Source organism: Streptomyces sp. NPDC002680, assembly GCF_042889145.1.
In the GTDB taxonomy this organism is placed as follows: Bacteria; Actinomycetota; Actinomycetes; order Streptomycetales; family Streptomycetaceae; genus Streptomyces; species Streptomyces adonidis.
This window is the reverse complement of record NZ_JBIAQP010000015.1, coordinates 281,566-295,444: the sequence shown is the minus strand read 5'-3', so window position 1 is coordinate 295,444 and position 13,879 is coordinate 281,566. Positions and strand designations below refer to the sequence as shown.

Sequence of the window (13,879 nt, the reverse complement as noted above, 5' to 3'; positions counted from 1 at the left end):
CTGACTATCCAGCCCGTCCGGCGTTTGAGGACAAAGGGGGGTCTGGGGGCGCAGCCCCCAGAAGGATGGGAACGGGTAGGGGCGGCGGGGGCGAAGAAGAAACCAGGCCCTCGAACATGCGCTCACCACCGGATAGCCTCCGCCCATGGCAAACGGGCAGTGGTATCCACCGGAGTGGCCGGACCTCATCCGCGGGCTCGCCGAAGGCACCCTCACCCCGGTCACCCCCAAGCGCGCGGCCACCGTCATGCTCCTCAAGGACACCGACACCGGCCCCACCGTCCACATGCTCCGCAGACGCGCCTCCATGGCCTTCGCCGGCGGCGCGTACGCCTACCCGGGCGGCGGAGTCGACCCCCGCGACAACGACCACCTGATCCGCTGGGCGGGCCCCACGCGCGCGTGGTGGGCGTCCCGGCTGGGCCTGGACACCGACGAGACGTCCGCACAGGCCGTCGTCTGCGCCGCCGTACGGGAGACGTACGAGGAGGCGGGCGTCCTGCTCGCCGGCCCGTCCGCCGACTCCGTGGTCGGCGACACCACGGGCGACGACTGGGAGGCGGACCGAGCCGCCCTGGTCGCCCGGGAGCTGTCCTTCGCCGAGTTCCTGGACCGCCGAGGACTGGTGCTCCGCTCGGACCTCCTCGGCGCATGGGCCCGCTGGATCACCCCGGAGTTCGAGGCCCGCCGCTACGACACCTGGTTCTTCGTGGCCGCGCTCCCGGAGGGCCAGCGCACCCGGAACGCCTCCACGGAGGCGGACCGCACGGTATGGATCGAACCGGCCACCGCGGCGGCCTCGTACGACAAGGGCGAGCTGCTGATGATGCCGCCCACGATCGCGACCCTGCGCGCGCTGGCCCCGTACGACAGCGCGTCCGGGGCGCTCGCCGGGGCCCTGGAACGAGACCTGACGCCGGTCCTGGCCAGGGCCACCCTGGAGGACGGCGAGATTGTCCTGGCGTGGCCTGGGCACGAGGAATTCACGAAGCACATCCGGATCGGCGAAGCCCCCGAATGACCACGACCGTGCCCCCGACCGACTCCCTGGCAGGTGTCCCCGAATGACAGAAGCCGCCGCTCTCCCCGGCCAGCCGCGCGGCGGGGTTCTCTCGGGCCCCGCCACCGCGCGCGCGGTCAACGTCCTCGCGCCCAACGCCTCCGCGATGACCCTCGACGGCACGAACACCTGGATCGTGTCCGAGCCGGACTCCGAACTGGCCGTCGTCGTCGACCCGGGGCCCCTGGACGACGTACACCTCAGGCATGTCGTCGACATGGCCGAGAAGGCCGGCAAGCGGGTCGCGCTGACGCTGCTCACGCACGGGCATCCGGACCACGCGGAGGGCGCCGGACGGTTCGCCGAGCTGACGGGGACGAAGGTGCGGGCGCTCGATCCGGCGCTGCGGCTGGGGGACGAGGGCCTCGGGCACGGGGACGTCGTGTCCGTCGGCGGGCTTGAGCTGAGGGTCGTACCGACGCCGGGGCACACCGCGGACTCGCTGTGCTTCCATCTCCCGGCCGATCGGGCCGTCCTGACCGGGGACACCGTCCTGGGGCGCGGAACGACCGTGGTGGCCCATCCTGACGGCCGCCTGGGGGACTATCTGGACTCCCTGAGGCGGCTGAGGTCCCTGACGGTGGACGACGGCGTGCACACCGTCCTGCCGGGCCACGGGCCCGTCCTGGACGACGCCCAGGGAGCCGTCGAGTTCTACCTCGCCCACCGCGCCCACCGCCTCGCCCAGGTCGAGACCGCGGTCGAGAACGGCTGCACGAGCCCCGCGGAGGTCGTCGCCCACGTGTACGCGGACGTGGACCGCTCCCTGTGGCCGGCCGCCGAGCTGTCGGTACGGGCCCAGCTGGAGTACCTGCGCGAACACGGCCTCATCTAGGGCCTGGGCGCTTTCACGCCGTGCACGCGCGCGTACTCCCCGGCCAGCCAGGAGCCCAGCCCCTCGACGTGCGAGTGCAGGAACGACCGCAGGACGGCCGGGTCGTCCGTCGGTCGGAGGCCCAGTGCCGCCGCCTCCGCCATCCGCGGGCCCCACTCCGGGTAGTACGCGGCGAACGCCCCGGCCATCTCGTCCAGGTCGCTGGTCCAGCCCTCCCAACGCGGCATGACGAGCGTGAAGCCCGTACGCACCAGGCGGCGCGAAATGCCCCGCACGCGCACGCGTACCGCCCCGGCGGGAGCTCCCGGGGCCGTCGCCTCCGCGATCAGGCGCCGCCAGCGCGGGAGGCACAGGGCCAGGTCGCCGTTGGTCTCGCGCGCGAGGAGCGAGTCGGGGCGGTAGCGGGGGAGGTGCCCGGCGAGGTCCTCGCCCAGGAGGGGCGTGCAGAGGCAGGCCACGAACCAGCCCAGGTCGTGCCGCTCCAGCTCGCTCAGCACCTGTGCCCGCGAGACCAGCAGCGTGCCGGCGCCGTCGATCTGCTCGAACTCGTCGTCGAGCGCGTCGTCCAGTGCCCGGGCCGCCGCCCGGTCCGCCTCCGTTGGCTCCTCGCGCAGCGCGAGCAGGAGGTCCAGATCGCTGCGGCCCACGCGCGCGGTGCCGCGCGGGAGCGACCCGTAGAGGTACGCGCTGTGCAGCCGTCCCCCGAAGAGGTCGGTGATCCGGTCGCGGGCCGCGTCGACGACGGGCCGGAAAACGGGCGGCACGCGCGCGGGGGAGCCCTCCCGGGCGATGAACCCCTGCTCGTCCAGTCCTGGGCGCGGTGTCACTCCGTACGCCATGTCTATTTCCAGCGGAACACGCGCACCCTGCGCGTCTCGCTCACCGCGTGGCACACCACGGCCAGGTGGTCGCCCCAGGCGGCGTACCGCGCGCGATAGCTGAAGCCGGGGAACCTGCGCTCCGCGACGACCCGGCCGTCGGTGGGGTCGAGGACGGTCACCCGGCTGCCGTAGCCGTTGCCGACCATGAAGTACCCGCGGTGGGACAGCGGATGGAGCGTACGGCCGTGATCGGTGCGCCACTCCCAGAGCTGTTCGCCGGTCGAGACGGAGTAGGCGTGGAGGAGCGTGTCGGCGCTCTTCTCGTCGTCGTTCGTGGGCTCGCTCGGTTCCAGCCCGACCACGAGGGTGTCGCCGACGACCGCGACGGCCGGCCCGAAGTCCTTGTATCCGTCGGGAAGTTCGACGTACCACTCGCCGTCCTCGCGCACCACGTACAGCCGGGGGCGGGAGCGCCTGCCGCTGTTGCCGACGGTCAGGACCGGCGGGTCGGTCGCCAGCACGGAGAACGAGTCGCCCCAGCGGTCCGGGAGCGACCGTTCCCACTGAAGGGCGCCGGTGCGCGCGTCGAGACACCGTACGGACGGCGGCGCGTCCCACTCCCAGGTGTGGGCGGTCGCTATCCGGCCGCCGCCGATGCCCACCTCGTTGGTGTAGGTGTCGCCGATGTACCCCAACTGGTCCTTCCGCTGCTCGCGCGACCACACCACGTCCCCGGAGCCGAGATCGAGCGCGGTGAGGCGTACGTGCTCGGCGCCCCGTTCGCCGTCGTCGTGGTGCAGGACGATGCCCACGCCGTCCTCGGGGTCCTGGGCCACCCGGACGATCACGTCCTGGCCCGGCGGCTGCCAGGTCCAACCGGGCTCACCGGTCGCCGGCGCGTACGCCGCCACGCGGTCGAAGCGGACCAGGACCACCGCCTCGTCCGTCGCCCACACGCCCAGCGGCTCGCCCAGGTCGCGCTGCTCGAACTCGGACTGCCACAGGGTCTGCGCCTCCGGGTCCCGGCGGAACAGCCGCAACCGGCGTTTCGCGGGCTCCGGTGCCGCCGCCCAGACCGACTCGGGCGCTCTGTCCTGGTTCATCCGACCCACCCCTTGAATCCGATCCGTTCATGACGTTCTCGTCACCGCGTGGCCCCCGCCCCGGTGAACCCGGTTACCGGGTAATCCGATGAACCCGGTAATCCAGTGAACGCCGGAGGGGCCCCGCCGTTCGGCAGGGCCCCTCTAGCACTTACGGACGTAGCACTTACGGACGACCCGGCTAGCGTGACCGCTTCGCGAGGCGCTCCACGTCCAGCAGGATCACGGCGCGCGCCTCCAGGCGCAGCCAGCCGCGGCCCGCGAAGTCGGCGAGCGCCTTGTTGACCGTCTCACGGGAGGCGCCGACGAGCTGCGCCAGCTCCTCCTGGGTCAGGTCGTGCACGACGTGGATGCCCTCCTCCGACTGCACGCCGAAGCGGCGCGAGAGGTCGAGCAGGGCGCGGGCGACACGGCCCGGCACATCGGAGAAGACCAGGTCGGACATCTGGTCGTTGGTCTTGCGCAGGCGCCGGGCGACGGCGCGCAGCAGCGCGGCGGCCACCTCGGGGCGGGCGTTCAGCCAGGGCTGGAGGTCGCCGTGGCCGAGGCCGAGCAGCTTGACCTCGGTCAGCGCGGTGGCCGTGGCGGTGCGCGGGCCCGGGTCGAACAGCGACAGCTCGCCGATCAGCTCGCCGGGGCCGAGGACGGCCAGCATGTTCTCGCGCCCGTCCGGGGACGTGCGATGGAGCTTGACCTTCCCCTCGGTGACCACGTAGAGCCGGTCTCCCGGGTCGCCTTCGTGGAACAGGGCGTCACCGCGCGCGAGGGTCACCTCACTCATGGAGGCGCGCAGCTCCGCGGCCTGCTCGTCATCGAGCGCCGCGAAGAGCGGGGCGCGCCGCAGAACGTCGTCCACGAGTTCTCTCCTTGTCGACCTGCTCAGGGGATCTTGTTCCCCGATTACCGGGGACCGTGCTCCCCATCTTGCCGGACGGTCCAAACAGTGTGATCTGTCACAAGGATGCCGCACGGGTGTGCCGTGCAGTGCGGCAGGGGGCCAATTGGGCGCCGATCTCCAGGGTCCGGGGCGGATGTCAGTGCCGGGCTCTAGGCTGGCCGGGTGTCCAAATCGCCGGTGAGAGCACAGGCCAAGGGGGCTGAGCGGGTGGCGGAAGGGTGCGATTCCGCTGTGGGCGAACAGGGTACGGGTGGGGGCCGGAATGCGTAGAAAGCGGCAGAGGTGATGTCGGTGGAGAAAGCCGCCAAGAAGGTGACCGGGCCGGTGGAGGCCGGGTCGGCGAACAAGGCCGAGCCGGTGAAGAGGGCTGCCTCCGCGGCGCCGCGAAAGGCGCCCGCGACCAAGAAGGCGGTGCCTTCGGCGGACGCCCGCTCGGGGGCCGTGTCTGTGGCGGGCGGCCCTACGAAGGCCGCGCCCTCGACGGGCCGCACCGCGAAGGCCGCGTCCGGGGCGGACAGCACCGCGCAGGCTGCGCCTTCGAAGGCCGCGCCCTCGAAGCGGGCCGCGACCAAGCCGGCCGTCCGAAAGACTGCCGCTGCCAAAACAGCCGCCCCCGGGACGGCCATTACCAAGACCGCCGCCGCCTCTTCCAAGGCCGCCGCCTCAAAGACCGCCTCCCCTAAGGCCGCCGCCGCCAAGACAGCCACCCCCAAACCCGCCACCACCCCCAAGCCACCCCGCGCCGAGTCCCACACCGCCCTCGTCCGCCGCGCCCGCCGGATCGACCGTGAACTCGGCGAGATCTACCCGTACGCCCACCCCGAGCTGGACTTCGAGAACTCCTTCCAGCTGCTCGTCGCCACGGTTCTCTCCGCCCAGACCACCGATCTGCGGGTCAACCAGACGACACCCGCCCTCTTCGCCAAGTACCCCACCCCCGAGGACCTGGCCGCCGCCAACCCCGAGGAGGTCGAGGAGATCCTGCGCCCGACCGGGTTCTTCCGGGCCAAGACCAGGTCGGTCATAGGGCTGTCCAAGGCCCTGTCGGAGCAGTTCGGCGGCGAGGTGCCGGGCCGACTCGAAGACCTCGTCAAACTCCCCGGTGTGGGCCGCAAGACCGCCTTCGTCGTGCTCGGCAACGCCTTCGGACGCCCCGGAATCACCGTGGACACGCACTTCCAGCGGCTCGTGCACCGCTGGCAGTGGACGGCGGAGAAGGACCCGGACAAGATCGAGGCGGCCATCGGCGCCCTCTTCCCCAAGAGCGACTGGACGATGCTCTCGCACCACGTGATCTTCCACGGCCGCCGTATTTGCCACGCCCGCAAGCCCGCCTGCGGCGCCTGCCCGATCGCCCCGCTCTGCCCGGCGTACGGGGAGGGCGAGACGGACCCGGAGAAGGCCAAGAAGCTCCTGAAGTACGAGAAGGGCGGCTTCCCCGGCCAGCGGCTCAGCCCGCCGCAGGCGTACCTCGACGCGGGCGGCATCCCGGCGCCCCCGCTGGGGGCCGGATGAGGGCCGGTGCGAGGCGCGTGGCGAGGCCAGGGGGTCGTACGGCAGCACTGGAACCATCGGGACGGTCGCAGGCGTTGGAAACAGCAGAACGGGGGTGGCGGTGACGCGCGCGAGCAACACACAGGGCGGTGAGGCGACGCTCAGCAAGGAGGGCCTGCCCGGATGGCTCGACCCGGTGGTGCACGCCGTCGAGACGGTCGAGCCGCTCCAGCTGAGCCGTTTCCTGCCGCCCGCGGACGGCGCCGGCCGTCAGTCCGCCGTACTGATCCTCTTCGGCGAGGGCAAGGGGACGACCGGGAGCCCCGAGAGTGCCGGCGGGCCCGAGCTGCTGCTCATGGAGCGGGCCAGTTCGCTGCGCTCCCACGCCGGTCAGCCCTCCTTCCCCGGCGGCGCCCTCGACCCCGAGGACGGCGATCCGCAGGGCGACGGCCCGCTGCGGGCCGCGCTGCGCGAGGCCGAGGAGGAGACGGGGCTCGATCCGGCCGGCGTCCAGCTCTTCGGCGTACTGCCCAAGCTCTACATCCCGGTCAGCGGCTTCGTCGTCACGCCCGTACTGGGCTGGTGGCGCGAGCCGACGCCGGTCGGGGTCGTCGATCCGAACGAGACGGCACGGGTCTTCACGGTCCCCGTGGCGGATCTCACGGATCCGGCGAACCGGGCCACCGTCGTACACCCAAGTGGCTACCAGGGTCCGGCATTTCTGGTCGAATCGGCCCTGGTGTGGGGCTTCACGGCAGGCATCATCGACCGCCTGATGCACTACTCGGGCTGGGAGCGCCCCTGGGACAGGAACAAGCAGGTCCCGCTCGACTGGCGCGCGTGACAGGGTGGCCCTCGTGAACGTGCTGGACATCTTGTTGCTGGTCGCCGCCGTGTGGTTCGCGATCGTGGGCTACCGCCAGGGCTTCGTCGTCGGCATCCTGTCGGTGATCGGCTTCCTGGGCGGTGGTCTCGTCGCGGTCTATCTGCTGCCCGTCGTCTGGGACGGCGTGACCGACGAGGCCGAGGTCAACACGACGGCAGCCGTCGCCGCGGTCGTCATCGTCATTGTCTGCGCCTCCGTCGGCCAGGCCCTGACCACCCATCTCGGCAACAAGCTGCGCCGGTACATCACCTGGTCGCCCGCCCGCGCCCTCGACGCGACCGGCGGGGCCCTCGTCAACGTCGTCGCGATGCTCCTGGTCGCCTGGCTGATCGGCGCCGCCCTCGCGCAGACCACGATGCCCACGGTGGGCAAGGAGGTCCGCGGCTCCAAGGTGCTGGCAGGGGTCCAGGAGGTGCTGCCCTCCGACGCCGACACCTGGTTCAAGGACTTCACCTCGGTCCTCGCGCAGAACGGCTTCCCGCAGGTCTTCAGCCCGTTCTCCGACGAGCCCATCAAGGACGTCGACCCGCCCGACCCGGCGCTCGCCAACAGCGCGGTCGCCGTGCGCGCCCAGCGCTCCATCGTCAAGGTCATGGGCACCGCCACGAGCTGCGGCAAGGTCCTGGAGGGCACCGGCTTCGTCTTCGACCGGCGCCGTGTGATGACCAACGCGCATGTCGTGGGCGGCGTCGACGAGCCCACCGTCCAGATAGGCGGCGAGGGCAGGAAGTACGACGCGACGGTCGTCCTCTACGACTGGGAGCGCGACATCGCCGTACTCGACGTACCCGATCTGAACGCGCCCGTCCTGCGGTTCACGACCGAGGTCGCGGGCAGCGGCAAGAGCGCGATCGTCGCCGGCTTCCCGGAGAACGGGTCGTACGACGTCCGTCCCGCGCGCGTGCGCGGTCGCATCACGGCCAACGGCCCGGACATCTACCACCGCGGCACGGTCCGCCGCGAGGTCTACTCCCTGTTCGCGACCGTCCGCCAAGGCAACTCCGGCGGCCCGCTGCTCACGCCCGAAGGCCAGGTGTACGGCGTGGTCTTCGCGAAGTCCCTCGACGACCCGGAGACCGGGTACGCGCTCACCGCGGACGAGATCCAGGAGGACATCGCCCTGGGGCGTACCGCCAACCAGCAGGTGGACAGCGACAGCTGCGCGCTCTGAGCCGGTACGGCGTCTTCCGGCGAGGGCCTCTTGAGGAGTCCCTACGGGCCTACGGGCGATCCCGTACGGGCCTCAGGGACGGGGGTGGCGCAGGCGCACCGAGACCCAGCGGGCCCGGCGGCGCAGGATGCGCGGGATTCCCACCCTCAGGTCCGCCCCCGCCAGCTGCGGGGAACCTCCTCGGTGGGAGCCCGGGCCGTGGCCCGAGCGGCGATTGCGTGCTGCGTCACTGTAGTCGTGCGTCCAGCCCATACCTCGACGTCTGCCCCTGCCCCAAGGTCGATAACCGCCCCATGGGCCCCCAATTGGCCTATGCGCCGGGCAATTGGCTGTTCGTAGTACAGGTGTTCCCGTGCCGCCGGTGTCTCACCGGTCCGGCTCGGGATCCTTCAGCCAGTTGACCAGCTCCGTCGAGAAAGCGACAGGGTCCTCCTCGTGCGGGAAGTGCCCCAGCCCGTCGAACAGCCGCCAGCGGTACGGCGCCTCCACGTACTCCCCGGAGCCGGCCGCGCTGCGTGTGCGCAGCACCGGGTCGAGCGAGCCGTGCAGATGCAGCGTCGGCACCCGCACCGGCCGCTTCATGCGCCGGTTGAACTGGATGCCGTCCGGCCGGGCCATCGACCGGACCATCCAGCGGTACGGCTCGATCGCACAGTGCGCGGTCGACGGGATGCACATCGCCCTGCTGTACGCCTCCACCGCCTCGTCGTCCGGCAGCCGCGGCCCCGACCAGTCCCGGATCAGCCGCCCGACCAGCGCGCCGTCGTCCGCGATGAGCTGCCGCTCGGGCAGCCAGGGCCGCTGGAACCCCCAGATGTAGGAACCGGCGGCCGTCTGCTTGACGTCGGACAGCATCGCCGAGCGCCAGCGCCGGGGGTGGGGCATCGAGGACACCACGAGCCGCCGTACCAGCTTGGGGCGCATCACGGCGGCCGTCCACGCCAGGTATCCGCCCAGGTCGTGGCCGACGAGCGCGGCGTCGGGCTCGCCCAGGGACCGGACGACGCCCGTGATGTCGAGGGCGAGGTTCGCGGGGTCGTAACCCCGGGGCGTGCGATCGCTGCCGCCCACGCCCCGCAGGTCCATGGCGACGGCCCGGAACCCGGCGTCGGCCAGGGCGGTCAGCTGGTGCCGCCAGGTCCACCAGAACTGCGGGAACCCGTGCACGAGCATGACCAGCGGCCCGTCACCCAGCTCCGCGATGTGGAACCGGGCGCCGTTCGCGGCGACATCCCGGTGGATCGCCTCGCGCCCGCCGGGAAGGGCGAGCCGTACGGCCGAGGCGGGCTGGGTGAATGAGGGGTGCGCCGGGGGTGTGGCGGGGTCCGTCATGAGGACGAGCGTGCCACAACCTCGACCGCGTCACTCACCGGGGCGGGCCGGGGGTGTGGCTTGGCCTTCTGGAGGACGCCCGCCGTCTCCTTCATGGACGCGGCGACCTTCTGCGGGCCCTTGCTCTTCTTGGCCTTCTTCGCGAAGACGACACCGACCAGCACCAGCAGGACGGCGAGCAGGACGTTCGCGGCGAACGACAGCAGGAAGCAGAGGGCGAGATTCCAGTCGCTCCAGGTCCGAATGGCGTACGCCAGTGCGAAGTTGAGCATCGGCAGGGAGAACACCAGGACCGTGGCGGCCACCAGGAACGCGCCGCCGCTCGTCGCGCCGCGCTTCACATCCTGCTTGAGCTGCGCTTTCGCCAGCGCGATCTCGTCGTGCACCAGCGCGGACATCTCGGTCGTCGCCGAGGCGAACAACTGGCCGATGCTCCGTTCGGCGCCGACCGGGTTGCCGTCGGGTGCGCTCATCGAGGTCTCCCTGTTGTCTTGCTCGGATGTCTTCGGATGTCTGACGTACGCGCGGGGCGTACGGGTGTTGCTGCTGTACCTGCCCAGTTGTACGTGTCTGGGGTACGCGTCCGACCCACCGGTCCGACGTTACGTGTCAGATCATGCCGGACCGTCACCCCTGTCGCCCGCCCCGCCCGCCACTTCGGCAAGCCGGTCCCGCTCGGCCGCGTCGAGTTCGGCGGCCCGGAGCCCGGCGATGCGCCGGTGCTCTGCCGCCTTCCCCTCGTAGATCTCGGCCATGCGCAGGTGGTACGCCGGATCGTGCTCCTCGTAGATGTCGGGGATGCCGTCCTGGTCGTCGTCGCGCTCCTCCGCCTCCCACATCCGGCGGTAGCGGGCGTTCCGGATCTTCAGCAGTACGGTCGCGGCGAGCGCGGCGATGAGGGAGCCGGTCAGGACGGCGGCCTTGACCTCGTCGGTGAGCGCCGAGTCGCCGTCGAACGCGAGTTCGCCGATCAGCAGGGAGACGGTGAACCCGATCCCGGCGAGCGAGGCGACCGCGAACACGTCCGCCCAGGCGAGGTCGTCGCTGAGCGAGGCCCGGGTGAAACGTGCCGTCAGCCAGGTCCCGCCGAAGATCCCGAGCGTCTTCCCGACGACGAGCCCGAGCACGACCCCGAGCGTCTCGGGCTTGGTGAACACATCCCCCAGCACCCCGCCGGACACCGAGACACCCGCACTGAACAGGGCGAACAACGGCACGGCGAGCCCGGCGGACAGGGGCCGCACCAGATGCTCGACCCGCTCACCGGGCGAGCGCTCCTCCCCGTCCTCCGTCCGGGTCGTGCACCGCAGCATCAGGCCCATCGCGACTCCGGCGACGGTGGCGTGGATGCCGCTGTTGTACATCAGCGCCCAGATGACGAGCGCGAGCGGGACGTACACGTACCACCCGCGTACGTCCTTCCGCAGCAGCAGCCAGAAGACGGCGAGGCCGACGAACGCGCCGCCGAGCGCGGCGAAGTTCAGGTCGTCGGTGAAGAAGACCGCGATGATCAGGATGGCGAACAGGTCGTCGACGACGGCGAGTGTGAGCAGGAACGCGCGCAGGGCGCTCGGCAGGGACGTACCGATGACGGCGAGCACGGCGAGCGCGAAGGCGATGTCGGTGGCCGTGGGCACGGCCCACCCGGCGAGCGAACCGCCGCCGGTGACGTTGGTGAGGGTGTAGACGAGCGCCGGTACGGCCATTCCGCACAGGGCGGCGACGACGGGCAGCGCGGCGGCCCTCGGGTCGCGCAGATCCCCGGCGACGAGTTCGCGCTTGAGTTCGATACCGGCGACGAAGAAGAAGACGGCGAGCAGTCCGTCGGCGGCCCAGTGCTGGAGGGAGAGGTCGAGCCCGAGGGCGGCCGGTCCGACATGGAAGTCGAGGACGGCCTCGTAGGAGGCCTTGACCGGCGTGTTCGCCCAGACCAGCGCGGCGATCGCGGCGAGGAGCAGCAGCACCCCGCCGACGGTCTCGGTCCGCAACGCGTCCGCGACGAACGTCCGCTCGGGCAGCGAGAGCCGTCCGAGGAGCTTGCGGTTGGCGGTACGGGGGGCGACCACGGGGGGACCTCCGGTCGGTGGGCAGCACGGAACGCGTGCCGACCAGACTTCCCGGCGCACCTTGGCGATCCTCGCGGATCTTGTCGCGTCGTTGACGCGATCTTTAGCCTACCTAAGGTGCGCGGGAAGCGCCGCCCGGAGGAACCCCTCGGGGTTCTGCTCTAGTCCTCGCTGCCCGCCGCCGGCAGCTTCGTCTGGATGAGGTCCATGACGGTGGAGTCGGTCAGGGTGGTCACGTCACCCAGCTCCCGGTTCTCAGCGACATCGCGCAGCAGGCGGCGCATGATCTTGCCGGAGCGGGTCTTGGGCAGTTCCGCGACCGGCAGGATGCGCTTGGGCTTGGCGATCGGGCCGAGGGTGTTGCCGACATGGTTGCGCAGGTCGGCGACGAGGTGGTCGGTCTCGGTGGCGGTGCCGCGCAGGATGACGAAGGCGACGATGGCCTGCCCGGTGGTCTCGTCAGCGGCGCCGACGACGGCGGCCTCGGCGACCGAGGGGTGGGACACCAGCGCCGACTCCACCTCCGTCGTGGAGATGTTGTGCCCGGAGACGAGCATGACGTCGTCCACGCGCCCGAGCAGCCAGATGTCGCCGTCGTCGTCCTTCTTCGCGCCGTCACCGGCGAAGTACTTGCCCTCGAAACGCGACCAGTAGGTGTCGATGAACCGCTGGTCGTCGCCCCAGATGGTGCGCAGCATGGACGGCCACGGCTCGGTGAGTACGAGATAACCGCCGCCCCCGTCGGGCACCTCACGCGCCTCGTCGTCGACGACGGTCGCGGAGATCCCGGGCAGCGCCCGCTGCGCGGACCCCGGCTTGGTCTCGGTCACGCCGGGCAGTGGGGAGATCATCATGGCGCCGGTCTCGGTCTGCCACCAGGTGTCGACGATGGGCGTCGCGTCGCCGCCGATGTGCTTGCGGTACCAGATCCACGCCTCGGGGTTGATCGGCTCGCCCACGGACCCCAGCACCCGGAGGGAGGAGAGGTCGAACTTGGCGGGGATGTCGTCGCCCCACTTCATGAACGTACGGATGGCGGTGGGCGCCGTGTAGAGGATCGTGACCCCGTACTTCTGGACGATCTCCCAGAAGCGGCCCTGGTGCGGGGTGTCCGGCGTCCCCTCGTACATGACCTGCGTCGCGCCGTTGGCCAGCGGCCCGTACACGATGTACGAGTGCCCGGTGACCCAGCCGACGTCGGCGGTGCACCAGTAGACGTCGGTCTCCGGCTTGAGGTCGAAGACGGCGTGGTGGGTGTAGGCGGCCTGGGTGAGGTAGCCGCCGGAGGTGTGCAGGATGCCCTTGGGCTTACCCGTCGTACCGGACGTGTAGAGGATGAACAGCGGCTGCTCGGCCTCGAACGCCTCGGGCGTGTGCTCGGTGCTCTGCCGGTCGACGACCTCGTGCCACCACACGTCCCGGTCGTCGTGCCACTCGACGTCCTGGCCCGTACGGCGGACGACGAGCACGTGCTCCACGTTGTCGACACGCTCGACGGCCGCGTCGACGGCGGGCTTGAGCGCGGACGGCTTGCCCCGGCGGTAGCCGCCGTCGGTGGTGATGACGATCTTGGCGTCGGCGTCCTGGATGCGCGTGGCTAGCGCGTCCGCGGAGAACCCGCCGAAGACGACGGAGTGCGCGGCGCCGATCCGGGCGCACGCCAGCATCGCGATCGCCGTCTCCGGGATCATCGGCATGTAGACGGCGACCCGGTCGCCCTTCTCGACTCCCAGCTCCAGCAGGGCGTTGGCGGCCTTGGAGACCTCGTCCTTGAGCTCGGCGTAGGTGATCGCGCGGCTGTCGCCGGGCTCGCCCTCGAAGTGGATGGCGACCCGGTCGCCATTGCCGGCCTCGACATGCCGGTCGACGCAGTTGTACGCGACGTTGAGGCTGCCGTCCTTGAACCACTTGGCGAACGGCGGGTTCGACCAGTCCAGCGTCTCGGTCGGCTCGGTGGCCCAGCTCAGCCGGCGGGCCTGCGCGGCCCAGAAGCCGAGCCGGTCAGCCTTGGCCTGTTCGTACGCCTCCGCCGTGACGTTGGCGTCCGCGGCCAGCTCGGCGGGTGGCGCGAACCTGCGCTCTTCCTTGAGCAGGTTGGCCAGGCTTTCGTTGCTCACGACATCTCCCTTACGGTGCTTTGCCGGGGCGGCCGTTGTGTCCCAGGCCACAGCTCATCAGACCGGGGGGCCCGATGACAAGGGCCGACGGAAAAT

Annotated in this window: 13 protein-coding genes; 5 read left to right on the top strand and 8 right to left on the bottom strand. The window is 71.2% G+C overall.

Annotation, left to right across the window (positions count from 1 at the left end; translation table 11 throughout):
* Window positions 1–145: 145 nt before the first annotated feature.
* Together ACFYXF_RS35375 and ACFYXF_RS35370 are read left to right on the top strand one after the other, a co-directional pair.
* Window positions 146–1,021 (top strand): NUDIX hydrolase, encoded by an 876-nt coding sequence (locus ACFYXF_RS35375; RefSeq protein WP_389355976.1) that lies wholly within the window; start codon window positions 146–148, stop codon window positions 1,019–1,021.
* A gap of 43 nt (window positions 1,022–1,064) precedes the next feature.
* A complete protein-coding gene (locus tag ACFYXF_RS35370) occupies window positions 1,065–1,895 on the top strand; it encodes an MBL fold metallo-hydrolase (protein WP_389355974.1) in 831 nt (276 codons plus the stop codon).
* Here ACFYXF_RS35370 and ACFYXF_RS35365 read toward each other — a convergent pair.
* The 3 genes from ACFYXF_RS35365 to ACFYXF_RS35355 form a co-directional block, all read right to left on the bottom strand.
* Window positions 1,892–2,734, bottom strand: coding sequence for a nucleotidyltransferase (locus ACFYXF_RS35365; protein ID WP_389355972.1), 843 nt, complete (start codon window positions 2,732–2,734; stop codon window positions 1,892–1,894). The two genes, ACFYXF_RS35370 and ACFYXF_RS35365, sit on opposite strands and share 4 nt — an antisense overlap.
* 2 nt (window positions 2,735–2,736) lie before the next feature.
* On the bottom strand, window positions 2,737–3,819 hold the full coding sequence (locus tag ACFYXF_RS35360) for a PQQ-binding-like beta-propeller repeat protein (RefSeq protein ID WP_389355970.1): 1,083 nt from the start codon (window positions 3,817–3,819) through the stop codon (window positions 2,737–2,739).
* A gap of 181 nt (window positions 3,820–4,000) precedes the next feature.
* Window positions 4,001–4,675: a Crp/Fnr family transcriptional regulator gene (locus ACFYXF_RS35355; RefSeq protein ID WP_006382668.1), complete on the bottom strand. Its 675-nt coding sequence runs from the start codon at window positions 4,673–4,675 to the stop codon at window positions 4,001–4,003.
* A 489-nt stretch (window positions 4,676–5,164) separates the two neighbouring features.
* Here ACFYXF_RS35355 and nth point away from each other — a divergent pair, with 489 nt between their 5' ends.
* The 3 genes from nth (at window position 5,165) to ACFYXF_RS35340 (ending at window position 8,268) form a co-directional block, all read left to right on the top strand.
* Complete coding sequence (gene nth / locus ACFYXF_RS35350) at window positions 5,165–6,232, top strand: endonuclease III (protein WP_389355999.1); 1,068 nt, start codon at window positions 5,165–5,167, stop codon at window positions 6,230–6,232.
* A 100-nt stretch (window positions 6,233–6,332) separates the two neighbouring features.
* The gene (locus ACFYXF_RS35345; protein ID WP_389355968.1) at window positions 6,333–7,055 is read left to right on the top strand and encodes an NUDIX hydrolase; all 723 of its coding nucleotides are present in this window, start codon (window positions 6,333–6,335) and stop codon (window positions 7,053–7,055) included.
* A gap of 13 nt (window positions 7,056–7,068) precedes the next feature.
* Entirely contained in the window at window positions 7,069–8,268 is a 1,200-nt protein-coding gene (locus tag ACFYXF_RS35340; RefSeq protein WP_389355966.1) for a MarP family serine protease, read from the top strand.
* Window positions 8,269–8,340: 72 nt separating this feature from the next.
* Here the strand turns inward: ACFYXF_RS35340 and ACFYXF_RS35335 are convergent, their stop codons facing one another.
* The 5 genes from ACFYXF_RS35335 to acs form a co-directional block, all read right to left on the bottom strand.
* Window positions 8,341–8,520 carry a hypothetical protein gene (locus tag ACFYXF_RS35335; protein WP_235476119.1) on the bottom strand — a complete coding sequence of 60 codons (180 nt, stop codon included), beginning with the start codon at window positions 8,518–8,520 and terminating at the stop codon, window positions 8,341–8,343.
* A gap of 114 nt (window positions 8,521–8,634) precedes the next feature.
* Entirely contained in the window at window positions 8,635–9,600 is a 966-nt protein-coding gene (locus ACFYXF_RS35330; protein ID WP_389355964.1) for an alpha/beta fold hydrolase, read from the bottom strand.
* Window positions 9,597–10,073: a phage holin family protein gene (locus tag ACFYXF_RS35325; protein ID WP_389355961.1), complete on the bottom strand. Its 477-nt coding sequence runs from the start codon at window positions 10,071–10,073 to the stop codon at window positions 9,597–9,599. Before ACFYXF_RS35325 ends, ACFYXF_RS35330 begins: the two co-directional genes overlap by 4 nt.
* A gap of 141 nt (window positions 10,074–10,214) precedes the next feature.
* Window positions 10,215–11,666, bottom strand: a complete 1,452-nt coding sequence (nhaA, locus tag ACFYXF_RS35320) for a Na+/H+ antiporter NhaA (protein WP_389355960.1) — start codon at window positions 11,664–11,666, stop codon at window positions 10,215–10,217.
* 161 nt (window positions 11,667–11,827) lie between these two features.
* Window positions 11,828–13,783: an acetate--CoA ligase gene (gene acs, locus ACFYXF_RS35315; RefSeq protein WP_389355958.1), complete on the bottom strand. Its 1,956-nt coding sequence runs from the start codon at window positions 13,781–13,783 to the stop codon at window positions 11,828–11,830.
* Window positions 13,784–13,879: the final 96 nt, after the last annotated feature.

Excerpts from the sequence above, each read along its gene's own strand:
- ACFYXF_RS35375 (WP_389355976.1), top strand. The coding sequence starts at position 146 with ATGGCAAACGGGCAGTGGTATCCACCGGAGTGGCCGGACCTCATCCGC.
- ACFYXF_RS35370 (WP_389355974.1), top strand. The coding sequence starts at position 1,065 with ATGACAGAAGCCGCCGCTCTCCCCGGCCAGCCGCGCGGCGGGGTTCTC.
- ACFYXF_RS35365 (WP_389355972.1), bottom strand. The coding sequence starts at position 2,734 with ATGGCGTACGGAGTGACACCGCGCCCAGGACTGGACGAGCAGGGGTTC.
- ACFYXF_RS35360 (WP_389355970.1), bottom strand. The coding sequence starts at position 3,819 with ATGAACCAGGACAGAGCGCCCGAGTCGGTCTGGGCGGCGGCACCGGAG.
- ACFYXF_RS35335 (WP_235476119.1), bottom strand. The coding sequence starts at position 8,520 with ATGGGCTGGACGCACGACTACAGTGACGCAGCACGCAATCGCCGCTCG.
- ACFYXF_RS35330 (WP_389355964.1), bottom strand. The coding sequence starts at position 9,600 with ATGACGGACCCCGCCACACCCCCGGCGCACCCCTCATTCACCCAGCCC.
- ACFYXF_RS35325 (WP_389355961.1), bottom strand. The coding sequence starts at position 10,073 with ATGAGCGCACCCGACGGCAACCCGGTCGGCGCCGAACGGAGCATCGGC.